The organism is Caulobacter sp. Root1455, from assembly GCF_001426905.1.
In the GTDB taxonomy this organism is placed as follows: Bacteria; Pseudomonadota; Alphaproteobacteria; order Caulobacterales; family Caulobacteraceae; genus Caulobacter.
Genome location: NZ_LMFQ01000011.1, coordinates 20214 through 38256, shown reverse-complemented (window position 1 = coordinate 38256; position 18043 = coordinate 20214). Strand labels below are relative to the sequence as shown.

The following is an 18043-nucleotide window of genomic DNA, read 5'->3' as shown; positions in this document are numbered from 1 at the left end:
CGTGAAGGCCATAAAGCTTCCTTCAGGGGGCCGTCGCAACGCCAGGAGCGGACGTTTGGGTCGGAGCGGAAAGCTGACTTTCCGCTCGCGCCGTCGTTTGGCGATCTCTAGCGCCGCGCGCCGTCTTCGCGGCCGTACTCCATCCCCAGCCAAGCCAAGCGCGCCGTTTCGGGGCCATAACGGTGGGTCATTTCGGCCAAGGTCCAATCCAACACCGCGGCGGAGCCGCCGGCGGGGGTTGTGAGCACGATGGCATCGGCCTTGTGCGGCGCGTCCGGCAGGATCGTCAGGCCGTGGCGAGACCGGACCGGGCCAGAGCCGGCGACGACGACCTTCGTGCGCAGGCCGCGACGCCATGCATCAGCCTGGAGCGCCAGCGCGATCTCGTCGACGCCGGCCTGGAGCGGAGCTTCGACCGTTTCGTGTTTCCAGACGGCGGCGAGATTGGCCACGCCCACGAAATAGTCGGATCGCTCGACCTTGAACTCGGCGGTGCGATGGCGCGGGCTCCAGTCACCGGCTCCCAGTCGCGCCGCCGTCGCCTCGGCCGCCTGGCGGCCAGCGATCGCCTCGATCAAGGCCAACGAAGCGGGGATGGACGCCGAGACGCCGGTGGTGCTGATGACGCGGCCGTCCTGCACCCAGCGGCGGTCGCGCACCCAGGTGGTCTTTGGATAGGCCTTCTCGAGCTGTTCAAGCGCAGCGAAGTGGGTCGTCGCCCGCTTGCCGTCGAGGAGGCCCGCCGCCGCCACGACCCGGGCGCCCTCGCAGATCGAGACGATGACCGCGCCCTGGGCGGCCTGCTTTCGGATCCAGTCGACCAGCGCCGGGCTCTTGGGATGAAGTTGAGCGGGCACGATGACAATGTCGGCGCCCGCCGGCTGCGCGACGTCGAACCGCGCCGTCGTCTGATCGGGTCGAATCTTCACGGCCATCTTCAACTGCAGCGGCCCATCGGCGGTGGAGAGGCCCACCACATCGGCGACGCCGGAGTCCTTCAAGACGCCGTAGGGGATCAGGAAGTCAGTGGTCTCCGCCCCGGCCGAGTCCGCGACCACGGCCACCAGAGGCCGTGTCCGCCCGGCCTTGGGCGCGGGCAACACGATCACGGATCGAACCGCATCGGCCTGGACGGCGAGCGGGGCGGCCGCGGCGGGCGCTGTGGGCATGCCGGAGGAGGCTGAAGCAAGAAGGGCCGCGAAGGCGACGGAGAGGACAGGTTTGCGCATCGAAGACTCCGGGGGGCTATGAGGCGCGAACCATAGGCTGGCGACAAATGGCGGAAATGTCATTTCCGTCGCGAATTCGGCCATCTCAATCATGCTCCGCATCGACGCGGACACATCCGTTCCGGCTAGGGACGAGCCTCCAGACGCGACGGCGACGGCGATAGCAGCCGCGCGGCGAGATAGCCGCCGGCCGCGACGTCGTAGGCGAGACAGAACATCGGCCACCAAGCCGGCGCGCCCGGATTTTCGACGAGCGTGGGATGCACGAGATCGAACATCCCGTGGCCAAGCAGCGCGGCCACGACCAGCCACAGGTTCGACTTGAAACCGACCACGGCCAGGGCGACGAACACGGCCAGGATCGCGGTCTCGGCGGGAAGCGCCTGAGCGCCGCCCATCACGGCGAAGAGGTCGTAGTAAGACGCGATCACCATCAGGACGACCGGATAGAACGCCCGACCGCGATCGAAACCGACAACGGTGGCGAAGACGCCCACGCCCAGGGCCAGGCCTGCTCCGAAGAGATATTCCATGAGCGTTCCCTCGACCCTTGCCGAAAGCGGCGGAGCCCGCGAATGAGCCCCGGGACGGAGGTTCGAAGCTCGGGAACTTCGAACCTCGCGCTTCGGCTAGGCGGACTGGTCAGCGGTCGCGGGCGCACCGCAGGCGCAGCTTTCGCCGCACTTGCAGTTGGAACCGCATCCGCAGGCGCAATTTTCGCAGCCGCAGGGCTCGCAGGGGCATTGGGCAGGCATCTTGAATACTCCTTGTTCGGTTGTGGACGCCATCACCCTAGCCCGCGCCCCGCTTGGCTTAAATGTCAGATGAGCCGCATTTTCCGCCACGCCATTTCCGACCAAGCCGAGGGCCTGCTGTTTGGCGAAAATCGCGACAATCTTGTCATTTAGGACAGGAACGCTCCGTGATCCGCTGCATCCCACACTCGATGTCGGGAGACCCAGATGCCCCAATTCGCTCGCATAAACCGTCGATCTCTCGCCTATCGCGTCCTTGGAGGCGTGGCTCTGCTGGCCGTCGTGCTCGCGGGTGGTGTGGCGGCGGCGAAACCCAGGGATCTGAACATATCGTTGGATCGCCCCAGTGACCGGGGCGTCTTCCGCGTTCGGATCCAAAGCCAGGTCGCGCCGATCCCGTTGTCGCGCGTGCATCCGTGGACGGTTCACCTGACCGATCAGGCCGGCCTTCCCGTCAGCGGCGCGGTCATCGCCATCGACGGCGGCATGCCCGAGCATCACCACGGCCTGCCGACCGCGCCGCGCGCCGCGTCCGCCGCCACGCCCGGCGACTACCTGATCAGCGGCATGAAGTTCTCGATGACGGGTTGGTGGGTGCTGAATCTGTCGATCAAGGCGCCGGATGGGCGGACGGACCGCATCACCTTCAATATGGTCCTGTGAGCCGCCCCTGGATCATGATGGGCGCGACCCTGGCGACGGCGCTGGCGCTCGTCGCGGCGGCCGAGCCGACCTGGTCCGCGGCGGACCTCAAGACGCTGCGGGGCCTCTGGATCGGCGCATTGAAGCCGCCTCCCCCCGATCCCTCGAACAAGGTCGCCGACAATGCCAAGGCCGCTGACCTGGGCCGTGCGCTCTTTTCCGATACGGGCCTGAGCGCCAATGGCCAGGTCTCGTGCGCCAGCTGCCATCAGCCCGGCCACGCCTTCACCGACGCCCTGCCCACCGGACATGGCGTCGGAACGGGAAACCGCCGCACCATGCCGATCGCTCCGGCCGTCTATTCGCCCTGGCAATTCTGGGATGGGCGCGCCGACAGCCTGTGGGCCCAGGCCCTGGGGCCGGTGGAGAACCCGGCTGAGCATGGCTTTTCCCGCACCGAGGTCGCGCGGGTTCTCGCCGCGCGCTATTCCGACGCCTACGAGCGCCTCTTTGGGCCGCTGCCGGACTTGGCGGATCGCAACCGATTTCCTCTCCGGGCCGCTCCGGGCGGCGATCCAGCGGCCAAGGCGGCCTGGGAGGGAATGTCGGACGCCGACCAGATCCTGATCAACCGCGTCTACGCCAATTTTGGCAAGGCCGTCGCCGCCTATGAGAGGACCTTGAAGATTCGCCCCAGCCGGTTCGACGCCTATCTGGCCGGTGTCTTCGGCGCGCCCGATCCGCATGCGCGGCTGTCACCCGACGAGTTGGCCGGCCTGCGGCTCTTCATCGGAAAGGGCCAATGCGCGAACTGCCACAACGGTCCCCTGCTCTCCAACCACGGCTTCGCCAACACCGGCGTCCCGGCCCATCCGGATCTGCCTCGCGATCTGGGGCGCGCCGCCGGCGTGCGCGCGGCGGTCGCCGATCCCTTCAACTGCAAGGGCGTCTACAGCGACGCCCCCGCGGGTTGCGAGGAACTGGAGTTCGCGGTCATCGACAATCCCGGCCAGGTTCGAGCCTACAAGGTCCCTTCGTTGCGCGGGGTGGGACAGCGCGCGCCCTACATGCATGCCGGGCAGTTCTCCTCCCTGGAGCAGGTTGTCGACCACTATAGCCGCGCGCCGCGCGCGCCCGACGGCGCGTCGGAGATCAAACCGCTCCGGCTCAGCGCCGATGAACGCCGGCAGATCGTCGCATTCCTTCGCACGCTGGACGAACAGCCCGCCCCCTCCCCGCACGGTTGATCATGGCGCCGACCTTTCGAGCGAGCCCCAAATCCCGTCCGCGCCCTACTGACGCTGATGGCGGCCGAACCTGGCGCGATAGTCGCCCGGGGTCGCGCCGACCCGCTTGTGAAAGGCCCGGTGCAGGGCGTCGAGGCTGCCAAAGCCCGAGCGATCCGCCACACGCGCCAGCGGCCAATCGGAGGTTTCCAGCAAGGCCTTGGCGCGGTTGACCCGGGCCATTTCCACGAACGCCGCCGGCGTTGTTCCGGTCTCCTTGTGGAAGACGCGGCTGAAGGTCCGCTCGGTCATGCCGGCCTTGTCGGCGAGGCTTGGCAGTGTCCGGTCCCCGCTCGGATCGGCGCTGATCTCGGCGATCAGGGTGCGCAGTTTCGGCGTGGCCGCGACCTGCACATTGAGGCCGGTGCTATACTGGGTCTGCCCGCCCGGCCGGCGCATGAAGAGGACGAGATTGCGGGCGATCGCCAGCGCCAGCTCGGGTCCGCAGTCCTCCTCCACGAAAGACAGACAAAGATCGATGCCGGCGGTCACGCCGGCGGACGTGTAGTACGGCGGATCGGCCACGAAGATCGCATCCGGCTCCAGCCTAACGGCCGGTCGAAAAGCGCGCATCTCGTCGCAGACTTCCCAGTGGGTGGTCGCGCGCCGACCGTCCAGCATCCCCGCCGCGGCCAGAACGAACGCGCCGGAGCAGACACTGCCTATGCGTCGCGTGAATCGTGCCCGGTCCGTCAGCCATTCGAGCACGCCGGCGTCGCGCATCCCCAGCAGACCGTCCTCGTCCCCGCCCGCGACCAGGATCGTGTCGAGGTCGGCGGGAAGATCGGCGAAGGCTACCGAACCGGTGATGCTGAGTCCGGAATTGCAGACGATCTCGCCGCCGTGAGGCGAGGCTAGGATCGGCTCGTAAGCGGTGACATCGCCGAACCGGTTGGCCATGGCGAAGACCTCGAAAGGTCCGTTGAGATCGAGCGATTGCGCGCCGCGATAGCCGACGATGGCGATCTTGCGTGGAGGGGTTGGGAAGGCAGGCATGGCGGAAAGTGCGGCTCATGCGACGTTTGCGCAAGCTCGTTGGGCTCCTCGGCGCCAGGAGCGGACTCTGAGGCCGCTCCGGCATCCGGACGTTCAGCCGAGACCGCGCCGCGGGGGCCCAGCCCCTTCCCGCGGTGTGATCATGTAACGCGTTCTCAAGTTCGCCGCCCGAAGCTATAGAACGACCATGCGTCGAACGATGACATGGTGGCGGAACCTGGGTGGCCTTATGGCCGCCTGCGTCCTCGCGCTGCTCGTCGTCGCCCCCACGGTCAGCATGGCGACTTGCCTGTGCGCGAATGACGCCGCCATCGTCAGTGTCGAGACGGGCGCGGTCATCGTCCAGGCCGTCCAGGGCGCTCCTCAGGATCACGGCGCGCCTTGTGAGGCGGCCTGCTGCGTGAGCGGCCACTGCCACCACGGCGGGGCCATGCTCGACGCACCGGTCGCGGCGGTTCCCGCCCTGGCTCCCGTCGCCCCCCAGCACGCGATGACATCTGCCCACGCGCTCGCCTCGCGAACCATTTCCGGCCCCGACCGACCGCCTCGCGCCTGACGGCCTGCGCGCATTTCGCGCGCTGTCGTCCATCCTTCGCGAGGAATCCTCATGTCATCGAACCGATGGTCGCTGCGCGCGGCCTTGGCCTGCGTCGCTTCCAGCCTGTTTTGCGCGTCCGTCGCGGCTCAGACAGCACCGACGTTCCACGCCCTGTTGAAACAGACCCAGGCCTCCGCGCCGCGCCTGGCGCTAGGGGCCGCCGAGACGCGGGTGGCCGAGGGCCAGGCCGCGCAGGCCGCCGCTCGCCCCAACCCGACCCTTGGCCTGATGGTCGAGAACGCCGCCGGGTCCGGTCCCTACAAGGACTTCGACAGCGCCGAGACCACCCTGTCGATCGAGCAGCCGCTGGAACTGGGTGGCAAGCGCGCGGCGCGGATCTCGGCGGCTCAGGCTGATCTCGCCGTCGCCCAGGCGCGCGCCGCCTTGGGGCAGGTCGATTTTGCTCGTGATCTGGCGCTCGCCTACGCCAACGCCGAGGCGGCTCAGCAACGCCTCGCCATCGCCAGGGACAGCGTTGATCTGGCCCAGGCCGATGCCAGGGCCGCCCGCCTCCTCGTGGACAATGGAAAGGAGGCCCAGGTTCGGGCCGTCCAGGCCGACGCCGGGCTGGCCACGGCGCGCGCCGATCTGGCCACCGCCCAGGCTGAAGCCGAGACGACCCTGGCCCGCCTGAGCGCGCTGACCGGCTCCCCCGAGACCTACACCGCCGTCACCGGCGGTCTGCTGGACGCCGCACCAGCGACACCGCCAACGGGGGCGGCTTTCAGCCCGGCCATCGCGGCCGCCCGCGCCGAGCGCGACGCCGCCGAGCGTCGTATCGCCATGGAGCGCGCCCGTCGCGTTCCCGATCTGGCCGTCAGCTTCGGGGTACGCCAGTTCCAGGGCGACGATTCCACGGCGGCCGTCTTCGGCATCTCCGCCCCGTTGCCATTGTTCGACCGCAACCGAGGGGCGGTCGCGGCCGCCACCGCCAACGCGCAGGCCGCCCAGGCTCGGCTGGCCGTGGCGCAGGCTGAGCAAGATGGCGACCGCCGCGCCTCGACCGCCCAGGTCGCCGCCGCGGGTCAGACTTTGGAAGCCTCCCGGCAGGCGGAGAACGCGGCGTCCGAGGCCTATCGCCTGGACCGCATCGGCTACGACGCCGGCCGCCTTCCGCTATCCGAACTGCTCGCCGCCCGCCGCGACCTGATCGCCGCGCGCGGCCGGGTCATCGACACCAAGCTGGCGCGCGTCAAGGCGCTCGCCGACCTCGCCCGCACCCAGGGCGCTATTCCCTTCGGAGATCAACCGTGATCGCTCGTCGCTCCGTCATCGCCTCGGCGGTCGCCCTTATCGCCGCCGCCGGCCTCGGCTACGGCGCCTCCCAATTCGTCGAGAGCCGTTCGGCCGCGCCCGCCCATGAAGAGGAGGGCGCGGAGCACGAGGAGCACGGCGCAACGGACCTGGTGCCGCTGAAGCTCGCCGACGCGGCCGCGGCCGGGGTCTCCGTTGTCACGCCAGGACGCGGCGGCGGCGCGGATATCCTGTTGCCCGGGCGCGTGACCCTGGCCGCCAACGCCCTGGCCGCCCTGGGCGCGCCGGTGTCGGGCACGGTGGAGCGGGTTCACGTCTCGGCCGGCTCCAACGTCGCCGCCGGATCGCCCATCGCCACCTTGCGCAGCGCCGACGCCGCCTCTGGCCGCGCGAGCCTCGACGCCGCCGGAGCCGGGGTAAGGGCCGCCCAGGCCGCCGCCAGCCGCGATCACCGCCTGTTCGACGCCGGTGTCGTCGCCCGCCAGGATTGGGAAGCCAGCCAAGCCGCCGCCGACAAGGCGCGGGCCGACTATCGCGCCGCCCAGGCCCAGGTTCGCGCCATGGGCCAGCCGGGAGCCGACGGCGTCACTGTCCTGCGCAGCCCCATCGCCGGGGTCGTGACGCGGATCGAGGCCCAGGTCGGCGGCTTCCTCACCCAGGGCGCGCTTGTCGCCGAGGTCGCCGACCAGAGCCGTGCCGAATACGTCTTCGACGCCCCCGCCGCCGCCGCCCGCTCTATCCGGCTCGGCCAGATGATCCACGTCCAGACCCCTGACGGCCAGGAAGCCCCGGCGACCATCAGCGCCGTGGCTCCCGGTGCGTCCGGGGGCAACACCGCCACCGTCCGGGCGACGCCGTCGAGCAGGACCGCACCCGCCGGGTCGGTCGTTTCCGCGCGGGTGATGACGGGGGCAAGCGCTAGTTCGGAGGGAGGCGGCGCGATCATCGTGCCCAGCGAGGCCGTCCAGACGGTCGAGGGCCGCCCAGTCGTCTTCGTGGTCGAGGCCGGCGGCTTCCGCGCCAAGCCCGTGACCCCCGGCCGCGTCGCCGCCGGTTCCACCGAGATCCTGCGCGGCCTGACCGGCGCCGAGCGCATCGCCGGCAAAGGCGCTTTCCTGCTCAAGGCCGAACTCGGCAAGGGCGAAGCGGGACACGAGGACTGACCATGCTCGCACGCCTGATCGACCTCTCCGTCCGTTTCCGCTGGATCGTGGCCCTGCTGGCCGCGGCCTTGCTGGCCTATGGCGGCGCGCAACTCTCCGGTCTGCCCATCGACGCTGTTCCCGACATCACCAACCGTCAGGTGCAGATCAACACCATCGCGCCCGCCCTCGGCCCGGAGGAGGTCGAACGCCAGGTCACCTTCCCGGTCGAGACCGCGCTGGCCGGCATCCCTGGCCTCGTCGAGACCCGCTCGCTGTCGCGTCACGGCTTCTCGCAGATCACCGCCGTCTTCACCGACGCCACCGACCTCTATTTCGCGCGCAACCTGATCAACGAGCGCCTCCAGGCCGCCCGCGCCACCCTGCCTGACGGACTGGAGCCCAGCATGGGGCCGCCGGTCACGGGGCTCGGCGAGGTCTATATCTGGACGGTCGAACTGTCGGGTCCAGCGGCGCGCCCTGGCGCGGTCTATGTCACCCCGGAGGGCGACCGCCTGACCTCCGACATCGAGAAGGCCACCTATCTGCGCACGGTGCAGGACTGGATCGTCGCACCGCAGCTGAAGACGCTGAAGGGTGTGGCCGGCGTCGATGTGCTTGGCGGCTACGTGAAGCAGTATGTCGTCCAACCCGATCCGGCCAAGCTGTCGGCCTTGGGCATCAGCCTGCCCCAACTGATCGACGCCCTGGAGCACGCCAACCGCGTCGAAGGCGCGGGCTACGTCCAACGCGGCGGCGAGGCCTATATCGTTCGCGCCGATGCCCGAGTGAAGACCCTGGGCGAACTGGCCGAGACCCCCGTCGGGCGGCGCGGCTCGGCGGTGGTCCGCGTCTCCGACGTCGCCACCGTCGTCGTCGGCCAGGCCCCGCGCCTGGGTTCGGCCAGCGAGGCGGGCCGCGAGGTCGTCATCGGCACGGCCTTGATGTTGGCCGGCGAGAACAGCCGCACCGTCGCCGCGCGGGTGGGCGAGCGCCTGAAGGACATCCACGCCAGCCTCCCAGCGGGCGTGGTCGTCAAGCCGGTGCTGGACCGCACCGACCTGGTGGACGCCACCATCCGCACGGTCGAGCACAACCTGGCCTTCGGCGCGCTGCTGGTCATCGCCGTGCTGTTCGTGGCCCTGGGCGACATCCGGGCGGCGATCATCACCGCCCTGATCATCCCGCTGTCGTTCCTGTTCGCAGCCATCGCCATGCGGCGGTTCGGGATCAGCGGAAACCTGATGAGCCTGGGAGCCTTGGACTTCGGCCTGATCGTCGATGGCGCGGTGGTGGTGATCGAGAACACCTTGGGCCGCCTGACGCTCCGGCGGAGCGAACTGGGGCGGTCTCTGGACGCCCGCGAGCGGATCGAGATAGCCGCGTCCTCGGCTCGCGAGATGGCGCGGCCCGCCGCCTTCGGCCAGGCCATCATCCTGATGGTCTACGCCCCGTTGCTGGCCTTCGAGGGGGTCGAGGGCAAGATGTTCGGCCCCATGGCCGCGACGGTGATGTTCGCCCTGGCCGGAGCCTTCCTGCTATCCCTGACTTTCGTGCCGGCGATGGCGGCCTTGCTGATCGGCGACCCGAAGGGGCATAGCGAGACCCGCCTCATGACAGCCGCCCGCGCACGGTTCGAACCTGCGTTGCGCCGCCTTGTCGCACGGCCCGTCGCGGTGGCGGCGGGCGCGGGCGTGGCGCTTCTGATCGGCGTCGTCGCCTTTCTGAGCCTAGGCCGCGAGTTCATTCCCACGCTCGACGAAGGCGACCTGATGGTTCAGGCCTCGCGCGTGCCGTCGATCTCGCTGGAGCAGAGCCAGGCCATGCAGTTCCGGGTCGAGAAGACCCTGGCGGCCATGCCGGAGGTCGCCCTGGTGTTCACCCGCACGGGCACCGCCGAGATCGCCTCGGACCCGATGCCGCCCAGCGCCTCGGACACCTTCGTCATCCTCAAGCCACGCAAGGACTGGCCCGATCCGCGCCTGCCCAAGGCCGAGCTGGTCGAGCGCATGGAGAGCGCGCTGGGCCAGCACCTGGGCAACGCCTACGAGTTCACCCAGCCCATCCAGATGCGGTTCAACGAGTTGATCGCGGGAGTCCGTTCGGACGTGGCCGTCAGCGTCTATGGCGACGACTTCGCCGTCATGGATCAGACCGCCCAGAAGATCGCCAAGACGCTGCGCGGCGTGCGGGGCGCGGCCGACGTGAAGGTCGAGCAGGTCTCCGGTCAGCCGACCATCACGGCCACGGTGGACCGCACCGCCGCCGCCGCCCTCGGCGTTCACGCCAGCGACGCCGCCGACGCCCTGGCCATCGGCCTTGGCGGACGTGAGGCCGGGCATATCCTTGAAGGTGACCGGCGGTTCGATGTCGTCGTCCGCCTGGACGAGCAGCGGCGCAACGATCCGGCTGTCATGGGCCAGCTGCCGGTCATGCCCGAGGGCGCGCCGCCCGGCACGGCGGCGATCCCGCTCTCGAGCCTGGCCCGATTTGACGCCACCGAAGGCCCCAACCAGATCAGTCGCGAGAACGGCAAGCGCCGCATCGTCGTCCAGGCCAATGTCCGAGGCCGTGACCTGGGCGGCTTCATCGCCGACGCCAAGACCGCCGTGCGCGAGGAGGTTCCGCTTCCCGCCGGCTCATGGCTCGACTGGGGCGGCCAGTTCGAGAACCTGGAGCGGGCCTCCGCGCGCCTGGCGGTGATCGTGCCGGTCGTCTTCCTGGTGATCGTGATCCTGCTCTACTTCGCCCTCGGCTCGGCGGCGGAGGCGGCCCTGGTCTTCGCCTGCGTTCCCCTGGCCCTGGTCGGCGGTGCGGTGGCCCTAGCCCTGCGCGGCACGCCGTTCTCGATCTCCGCCGCTGTCGGCTTCATCGCGGTGTCGGGCGTGGCGACGCTGAACGGCCTGGTGCTGATGCAGAGCATCAAGCAACGGCTGGCGATCGGGTTGGAGCCGGTCGAGGCGGTGGTCACCGGCACTGTCAGCCGCCTTCGGGCGGTTCTGACGACCGCTCTCGTCGCCATGCTCGGCTTCCTGCCCATGGCGGTCGCGATCGGTTCAGGGGCCGAGGTGCAGAAACCGCTGGCCACCGTCGTCATCGGCGGCCTGCTGACCTCGACCGCGCTGACCTTGCTTGCCCTGCCGGTCTTCGCGGTGTGGCTGGCGGCGCGAGGGTGGATGCGGGGCGACCACGTCGCACAGTGTAGCCGATCACCTCAGCCATAAGCGAAAACGCGCCAAACCCAGTCGATTGACTTCATCAGCGCCAAGTCGACTCCCCCTCACCCCCGCACGAAGATGTTCCGCAGCCACTGCGACCCCGCCTTCGCCGCCAGGCCCCAGTCTTCGCTGTCGTCCACGGCCTCGGGCTTGTAGCCCCAGGGATTGAACAGCTTCAGCCGGTTGACCTTGAAGGCCGAAAGGTCGCGGGTGACCAGGGTCAGGCCGTGCTCCAGGGCGGTGGCCGCCAGCAGGGCGTCGCGGGTGTCGGTCAGGTGCAGCCGGGCGCGCCCGCGCACCACGGCCGCGTCGACCGGCAGGACCCGCCCTTCGAAGGCGCCGGCGACCTGATCGTTCAGCCAGGTCCGCAGGGCCAGGCCCGCGGTCTTGTCCTTGCGCTCGACCCGCGCCGCGCCGGTCTCCAGCTCCAGCAGGGTGATCGCCGAAATGAACAGGCTGGACCGGGCCACGCCGGCGGCCCAGCCGGCCAGGCCCGCGTCGGTCCCGCCGGTCTTGGCGTTGCGCAGCTCGAAGACGATATCGGTGTCGAGCAGGTACATCAGCTTCGCCGACCCATGGGCCGATCCCAGGCTTCGTCCGACCGGACCTCGGCGACGTCCAGGGCGACCGGCGCGGCCATGGCCAGCAGGTCGACGATCGTCTCGCTCTGGCCCGACAGCTTGCGATAGGTCTCGATGCTCATCAGCACGTGGGTGGTCTTGCCGCGGTCGGTGACGAACACCGGCTCGATCCGCGCCGCCCGCTTGGCCTGGCTGACATCCTGATTGAAGTCACGGCTCGAGATGACTTTCATGTGCCTACGTACCTACATTGACAAGGCTGTCTTGTAGGCACGTTACTACATTGTGGCGTTCGGGCAACAGGAAATTAGCTAGCAAAAACAATCTTCTGCGCGCCGGTGTCAAAAACGCTTTTTGGCCTTGTCTCGAAAACCCAACTCTGCGCGGCTTGAGCTCAACGGCGGTCAACGCCGAAGGGATTCAACAGGGGGGACACGCGTGTCCGACATCATTTCGAGCCTCATCGCCACGGCGGGGGGCATTCTCTCGCCGCATGGCCCGGCCACCAAGGTCGCCGCGCACAGCTACACGCCCGGCGACTTCAGCGTGCACTTCTTCCTGCAACTGGCCGTCATCATACTGGCCTGCCGCGTGGTCGGCTGGCTGGGCCAGAAGGTCCTTAAGCAGCCGCAAGTCGTGGGCGAGATGATCGCCGGCGTGGTGCTGGGCCCGTCCCTGCTGGGCCTGCTGTTCCCCGACTTCCAGACGATGCTGTTCCCCAAGGAAACCAAGAACATCCTGTATGTCGGCGCCCAGCTGGGCGTGGGCCTCTACATGTTCATGGTCGGCACCAGCTTCCAGGCCGACCACTTCAAGGCCAAGGCCAAGAGCGCGATGAGCGTGTCGTTCGCCGGCATCGCCGCGCCGTTCCTGATCGCCGCCCTGATCACGCCGTTCCTGCTGAAGGTTCCAGGCTTGTTCGCCCCGACCATCGGTCAGGGCGCGGCGACGCTGTTCATGGGCGCCTGCATCGCCCTGACGGCCTTCCCGATGCTGGCCCGGATCATCAATGAGCGCGGCCTGGCCAAGACCTCGCTGGGCACGCTGTCTCTGACCGCCGGCGCCTTCGACGACGCGGTGTCCTGGTGCGTGCTGGCCGTGGTGCTGGCCACCTTCGGCGGCGGCCCCGGCGTGGCCTTCCTCGCGATCGGCGGCGGCCTCGCCTGGGTCGCGTTCGTCACGACCTTCGGCCCGAGGATCCTGGCGCCTCTGGGCCGCATGGTCGAACGCGAAGGCGAGATGAGCACCACGGTGCTGGCCCTGGTCATGCTGGCCTTCTGCGTCTCGGCCTTCCTGATGGACGCCGTGGGCATCCACGCCATCTTCGGCGGCTTCATCCTCGGCGTGGTCATCCCCCGCGGCAAGCTGGTCGAGGAACTGAAGAAGAAGGTCGAGCCGCTGGCGGTGATCCTGCTGCTGCCGATGTTCTTCACTTATTCGGGCCTGAACACCCGGATGGACATGGTCAACTCGCCCACCCTGCTGCTGATCGCCCTGGGCATCCTGGCCTGCTCGATCCTGGCCAAGTGGGGCGCCTGCTACGCCGCCGCCCGCCTGACCGGCGAGAACCACGCCACCGCCATGGGCATCGGCGCCCTGATGAACTCGCGCGGCCTGATGGAGCTGATCATCATCAACATCGGCCTGCAGAAGGGCATCATCGGCCCGACGCTGTTCTCGATGCTGGTGCTGATGGCCATCATCACCACGGTCATGGCCAGCCCGCTGTTCGAGATGGTCTACGGCAAGAAGGCCCGGGAATCCGGCGAGCTGGACGCCGTCGACGGCGTGATCGCGAAAGCCGCCGCCTAAACCTCCGAAGTCGCCTCCCTAGGCCCTCGCTCCCCTGCCGGAGCGAGGGCTTTTTTTTGGGGGGGCGTGAAGGCTACCGGCCGAGTGCGGACATTTTCTGGCGCCATGCAGTCGCTGAGCACCTTCCCTCTGATGTCCGCTCCTCACCACGACGGCCTTTCAGGACCCGTGAACGCGCCCCTTCAGGCCGGTTCCAGCGAACGGTCGAAGCCGAAGCGGTTGATCTGGGCGATCAGGTCGCGGTGGCTGGGCAGGTCGTGGGTGGCGCGTTCGCCGAAGCTCTTGATCTTGGCGAACAGCTTGTCGGCCGCCGCCACGTCCGGAAATTCGCTGCGCCCCGGCGACAGGTCGGTTTTGAAGCCCATGCCGTACAGGATGTACTGGTAGTTGAAGAAGGCGAAGGTCTCCAGATCCAGGATGAAGTCGTAGCGGGTGGGCGGACGCCACCGCCACTGCTCCAGCAGGTCGACCAGCCGCTCCGGCATCGAGGCCGGGTCGGCGTTTTCCCGCCAGAACGGCTCGGTCCGCTGACTCAGGCAGTAGTGCAGCTTCAGGAAGGTGATGATGTTGTCAAAGCGGGCCGTCATCAGTTCGTTGAAGCGGAAGGCCGGGGCGCTGATCGGACCGTTGTGCGGGAACAGCTCGGCGATGATCGCCACCGCCGCCTCGATCAGCACCACGCCGGTCGATTCCAGCGGTTCCAGGAACCCCGCCGACAGGCCCACGGCCACGCAGTTCTTGACCCATTGCTTGGTGCGATAGCCGGCCTCGAACGACAGGGCCCGGGGCGCGATCTCCACGCCCTCCCCCACATAGCCGCGCAGGATCGCCTGCGCCCGGTCGTCGTCGATGTGGTCGCTGGAATAGACCGTGCCGACGCCGCGCGCGCCGTTCAGGCCGATGTCCCAGGTCCAGCCGGCCTCGTGGGCGGTGGCGATCGTGAAGCTCTGGATCGGCGCGTCGGGGCGGTCGTAGGGGATCTTGCAGGCCAGGGCCCGGTCGGCGAACAGGATCGGCCGCGCCGACTTGAACGGAGCCTTCAGGGCCTGGCCGATCAGCTCGGCGTGGAAGCCGGTGCAGTCGATATAGAGGTCGGCGTCCAGGCGGCCGTGCTCGGCGCAGATCACGTGGTCGATGGCCCCGGTCGCGTCCAGCTCGACGCCGGTCAGCAGGCCCTGCAGGTGGCGCACCCCCAGCTCGCGGGCCCGCTCGGCCAGCACCTGGGCGAGCTTGGCGGCGTCGAAGTGGTAGGCGTAGTTCAGGGGCCCGGAGAAGTTGCCCTCGTGCGGCCGCTTGGGCGCGCGCTGGGCGTCGGCGACCCGGGCCTGGATGGTCATGGCCTCGGCGAACGGCGCGCGCGTCGCCTCGTTCTGCAGCAGCCAGTAGGGCGCCAGGCTCGCGCCGTCGGTCGAGAACGGGGCCTCGAACGGGTGGAAGTACTGGTGGCGCTCGCCGCTGTCGGTCGGCGCCCAGGCCCAGTCGTTGAAGCGGATGCCCTGCTTGAAGGTGGCCGAGGTCTCGCGGATGAACCGGGCCTCGTCGATCCCGAGGAACCGCAGGGTGGTGCGGATGGTCGGGAACGTGGCCTCGCCGACGCCGATGATGCCGACGTCGGGCGATTCCAGCAGGGTGATCTCCAGGTGCGCCTGCTCGGCCACCCGCAGGGACTTGGCCAGATAGGCCGCGGTCAGCCACCCGGCCGTGCCGCCCCCGACGATCAGGAGTCTTCGTCTACGATCCATGCCGCCTTGATAGCGCCCTCAGCGGCAAAAGCGGAAAGCAAAGTTCAGCGGACGGGGACAGGCGCGTGCGCCCGCCCCCGATCGATGTTCGGCGCCTCTACCGACCCGGTCGCCCGGAAGCCGCCACGCGTTCGCGGACCTGGTGCGCCGGGTTTTCGCGCATCGAACCCGTGCGGAAGCCGCCCACGTGGTTGGACAGGTCCGCCGCCTCGGCGCGCAGGGCGTGGGCGGCCTCGGTCGATTGCTGGACCATGGCGCTGTTGCGCTGGGTCACCTGGTCGAGCTGGTTGACCGCCACATTGACCTGGCCCAGGGCCGAGGCCTGCTCATTGGCCGAGGCGGCGATCTCGTCGACCAGCGTGTCGATCACGCCGACCTTCTCGACGATGCCGCGCAGGGCCGCGCCGGTCTTGCCGACCAGATCGACGCCCTCGCCCACCTGGCGGCTGGAATCGACGATCAGGGTCTTGATCTCCTTGGCCGCCTCGGCCGAGCGCTGGGCCAGGGCCCGCACTTCCTGAGCCACCACGGCGAAGCCGCGGCCGGCGTCGCCGGCCCGGGCCGCCTCGACCCCGGCGTTCAGGGCCAGCAGATTGGTCTGGAAGGCGATCTCGTCGATCACGCCGAGGATCTGCGAGACCTTGGCCGAGGAGGCTTCGATCTGGGTCATGGCCTCGGCGGCGCGGGTCACCACCACGCCCGAGGCCTGGGCGTCGTCGGCCGCCTCCCTGACCTGGGCCGAGACGGCCTTGGCGCTCTTGGCGGTCTGCTCGACCGTGGCGGTCAGCTGCTCGACCGCGGCGGCGGTCTGCTGCAGCGTCGCGGCCTGCTGCTCGGTGCGCTCGGCCATGTCGTCGGCGGCGCGGGCGATGTCGTCGGTTCCGGTCCGGATGCCCATGGCGCCGCGCGACACCGCGCTCATGGTCTTGTCGAGCGCCGCGGCGGCGTTGTCGAAATCGGTCTTCAGGCGCTCGAACTCGGGCGACAGCGCGCCCTCGATGCGCACCGACAGATCGCCCGCCGCCAGTCGCGACAGGGCCACGCCCAGGGCGGCGACGGCGGCGGCCTGCTGTTGCTCGGCCGCCTGACGCCCGGCCTCCAGGCGGTCGCGCTCTTCCAGCAGGACCGAGAAATAGGCCGAGACGGCCAGGTCCATGTCGAGGAACACCGCCTTGGCCAGGGCCGAGACCTGATCGGCCGCCGCGCTGTCGGCCTTGCCGCCGCCGAACGGACCGCTCTTGACCCGCTTGCCCAGCACCGCGTGGATCAGCTTGTCCAACACCAGGGCGTAGCCGCCGATCGACCAGCGCGGCTCGAGACCGGCGCGCGCGTTGGACTGGCCGATGCGCTCCACCGCCGCCACGTAGTCCGCGCCCTGGTCGCCCGACAGCATCCGCCGCCAGTGCGCCACCTGCCGGGCCTGGGCGCCGTCGCCTCGTCCGTCCTTGAACAGGGCGCGCGTTTCGGCGAAGCCGCGCAGTTGTTCGTAGAAGCTGTCCAGCGCGCCCGGGATGGCCTCGTCCAGCGCCGGCTTGGCCGCCTGCAGCGCCGATCGCGACCGCTGGTCGAACCGCATGAAGCTCAAACGTTGATCGAGCTGGTGTTTGTCGCTCATGCGGCGGGCCCCGAGTCACAGAAAACCATTAGGCCAACAGCCGTGACGGGAATTTGTTAACCGAGATTGAAGCGCGGCCCCGGACCGGCGCGCGGCATTTGCGCATAGGGCGAATCTTATATAAGATGAGACTTATATAAAAACCCAACCGATCCGGAGGACATCGCATGACATTCGACGCTCACCGTCTTGTCGGCGCCGTGCGGCGCAAGGTCGAAAGCCGCGAATGGAAAGGCAAGACCGCCCGCGTGGTGATCGCCGACCGCACCTATCCCACCGACGTCGACGACGTCTGGGACGCCCTGACCAACCCCGAGCGGATCCCGCGCTGGTTCATGCCGATCAGCGGCGACCTGCGCCTGGGCGGCCGCTACCAGCTGCAGGGCAACGCCGGCGGCGTCATCGAAGACTGCGACGCGCCCAGACGCCTGGCGGTGACCTGGGAAATGCGCGGGCAGACCAGCTGGGTGATCGTCGTCCTGACCGCCGAAGGCGAAGGCGAAACCAGGCTGCGGCTCGAACACATCGCCCACGAGGACGAGCAGTTCCTGGGCTTCTGGGACCAGTTCGGCCCTGGCGCGGTGGGCGTCGGCTGGGACCTGTCGCTGCTGGGCCTGGCCGAGCATCTGGAGACCGGCGGTGCCCCGGCGACGGCCCGCGACGCCGCCGTCTGGCTGACCCAGGGCGACGGCAAGACCCTCGGCGCGGCGGCCAGCAACGCCTGGGCCGAGGCCGCGATCGCGTTCGGCACGGACCCCGAGGCCGCCCGCGCCGCCGCCGACCGCACCACCGCCTTCTACACCGGCGGCGGCGAGGGCCAGGGCAAGCGCGACTGATGCACGCCTTCGACGTCCTCGGCGACCCGGTCCGCCGCCGCATCCTGGAACTGCTGTCGGCGGGCGAGCTGGCCTCGGGCGACATCGTCGCGGTCGTCCAGAAGGAGTTCGCGATCAGCCAGCCCGCCGTCTCCCAGCATCTGAAGGTGCTGCGCGACAGCGGCTTCGCCACCGTGCGCGCCGACGCCCAGCGACGAATCTACGCCATGGACGCCGCGCCGCTGCAGGAGGTCGACGCCTGGCTGGACCCGTTCCGCCGCTTCTGGGACCACAAGCTGGACGCCCTGGCCACGGAGATCGCGCGCGGAAAGCGGGATCGGAAATAAACAGGCTCGCC

Annotated in this window: 16 protein-coding genes; 9 read left to right on the top strand and 7 right to left on the bottom strand. The window is 69.3% G+C overall.

Translation table 11 applies throughout. The features are described from left to right. Positions 1–107: 107 nt before the first annotated feature. Both ASD21_RS07290 and ASD21_RS07285 read right to left on the bottom strand, forming a co-directional pair. Entirely contained in the window at positions 108–1322 is a 1215-nt protein-coding gene (locus tag ASD21_RS07290) for a DJ-1/PfpI family protein (RefSeq protein WP_162250217.1), read from the bottom strand. 32 nt (positions 1323–1354) lie between these two features. Next, positions 1355–1762, bottom strand: a complete 408-nt coding sequence (locus ASD21_RS07285; protein ID WP_056438852.1) for a hypothetical protein — start codon at positions 1760–1762, stop codon at positions 1355–1357. Positions 1763–2248: 486 nt separating this feature from the next. Here ASD21_RS07285 and ASD21_RS07280 point away from each other — a divergent pair, with 486 nt between their 5' ends. Beyond that, complete coding sequence (locus ASD21_RS07280) at positions 2249–2647, top strand: FixH family protein (protein WP_162250216.1); 399 nt, start codon at positions 2249–2251, stop codon at positions 2645–2647. A 14-nt stretch (positions 2648–2661) separates the two neighbouring features. After that, entirely contained in the window at positions 2662–3873 is a 1212-nt protein-coding gene (locus tag ASD21_RS07275) for a cytochrome-c peroxidase (RefSeq protein WP_056438913.1), read from the top strand. Between the two features lie 45 nt (positions 3874–3918). Here the strand turns inward: ASD21_RS07275 and ASD21_RS07270 are convergent, their stop codons facing one another. Further along, positions 3919–4908 (bottom strand): GlxA family transcriptional regulator, encoded by a 990-nt coding sequence (locus ASD21_RS07270; protein ID WP_056438842.1) that lies wholly within the window; start codon positions 4906–4908, stop codon positions 3919–3921. 229 nt (positions 4909–5137) lie between these two features. On the opposite strand from ASD21_RS07270, the gene ASD21_RS07265 reads away from it, so the two are divergent. From ASD21_RS07265 to ASD21_RS07250, 4 genes are read left to right on the top strand one after another with little or no spacing between them, the layout of a single operon-like run. After that, a complete protein-coding gene (locus ASD21_RS07265) occupies positions 5138–5464 on the top strand; it encodes a hypothetical protein (protein WP_056438840.1) in 327 nt (108 codons plus the stop codon). Between the two features lie 51 nt (positions 5465–5515). Continuing rightward, positions 5516–6760 carry a TolC family protein gene (locus ASD21_RS07260; protein ID WP_056438837.1) on the top strand — a complete coding sequence of 415 codons (1245 nt, stop codon included), beginning with the start codon at positions 5516–5518 and terminating at the stop codon, positions 6758–6760. Beyond that, positions 6757–7923 carry an efflux RND transporter periplasmic adaptor subunit gene (locus ASD21_RS07255; protein ID WP_156398309.1) on the top strand — a complete coding sequence of 389 codons (1167 nt, stop codon included), beginning with the start codon at positions 6757–6759 and terminating at the stop codon, positions 7921–7923. Before ASD21_RS07260 ends, ASD21_RS07255 begins: the two co-directional genes overlap by 4 nt. 2 nt (positions 7924–7925) lie before the next feature. Beyond that, on the top strand, positions 7926–11126 hold the full coding sequence (locus ASD21_RS07250) for an efflux RND transporter permease subunit (RefSeq protein WP_056438834.1): 3201 nt from the start codon (positions 7926–7928) through the stop codon (positions 11124–11126). A 56-nt stretch (positions 11127–11182) separates the two neighbouring features. Here the strand turns inward: ASD21_RS07250 and ASD21_RS07245 are convergent, their stop codons facing one another. Both ASD21_RS07245 and ASD21_RS07240 read right to left on the bottom strand, forming a co-directional pair. Further along, complete coding sequence (locus ASD21_RS07245) at positions 11183–11680, bottom strand: type II toxin-antitoxin system VapC family toxin (RefSeq protein ID WP_056438830.1); 498 nt, start codon at positions 11678–11680, stop codon at positions 11183–11185. Continuing rightward, positions 11680–11934 carry a type II toxin-antitoxin system Phd/YefM family antitoxin gene (locus tag ASD21_RS07240; protein ID WP_056438827.1) on the bottom strand — a complete coding sequence of 85 codons (255 nt, stop codon included), beginning with the start codon at positions 11932–11934 and terminating at the stop codon, positions 11680–11682. The genes ASD21_RS07245 and ASD21_RS07240 overlap by 1 nt, the downstream gene beginning before the upstream one ends. 205 nt (positions 11935–12139) lie before the next feature. Here ASD21_RS07240 and ASD21_RS07235 point away from each other — a divergent pair, with 205 nt between their 5' ends. Then, positions 12140–13513 (top strand): cation:proton antiporter, encoded by a 1374-nt coding sequence (locus tag ASD21_RS07235; RefSeq protein ID WP_056438825.1) that lies wholly within the window; start codon positions 12140–12142, stop codon positions 13511–13513. Positions 13514–13695: 182 nt separating this feature from the next. Here the strand turns inward: ASD21_RS07235 and ASD21_RS07230 are convergent, their stop codons facing one another. Further along, entirely contained in the window at positions 13696–15255 is a 1560-nt protein-coding gene (locus tag ASD21_RS07230) for a tryptophan halogenase family protein (RefSeq protein ID WP_056438823.1), read from the bottom strand. A gap of 97 nt (positions 15256–15352) precedes the next feature. After that, entirely contained in the window at positions 15353–16870 is a 1518-nt protein-coding gene (locus ASD21_RS07225; RefSeq protein ID WP_056438821.1) for a globin-coupled sensor protein, read from the bottom strand. Between the two features lie 167 nt (positions 16871–17037). On the opposite strand from ASD21_RS07225, the gene ASD21_RS07220 reads away from it, so the two are divergent. Both ASD21_RS07220 and ASD21_RS07215 read left to right on the top strand, forming a co-directional pair. Next, positions 17038–17706, top strand: coding sequence for an SRPBCC family protein (locus tag ASD21_RS07220; RefSeq protein WP_056438818.1), 669 nt, complete (start codon positions 17038–17040; stop codon positions 17704–17706). After that, positions 17706–18032, top strand: coding sequence for an ArsR/SmtB family transcription factor (locus ASD21_RS07215; RefSeq protein WP_056438815.1), 327 nt, complete (start codon positions 17706–17708; stop codon positions 18030–18032). The genes ASD21_RS07220 and ASD21_RS07215 overlap by 1 nt, the downstream gene beginning before the upstream one ends. Positions 18033–18043 lie beyond the last annotated feature (11 nt).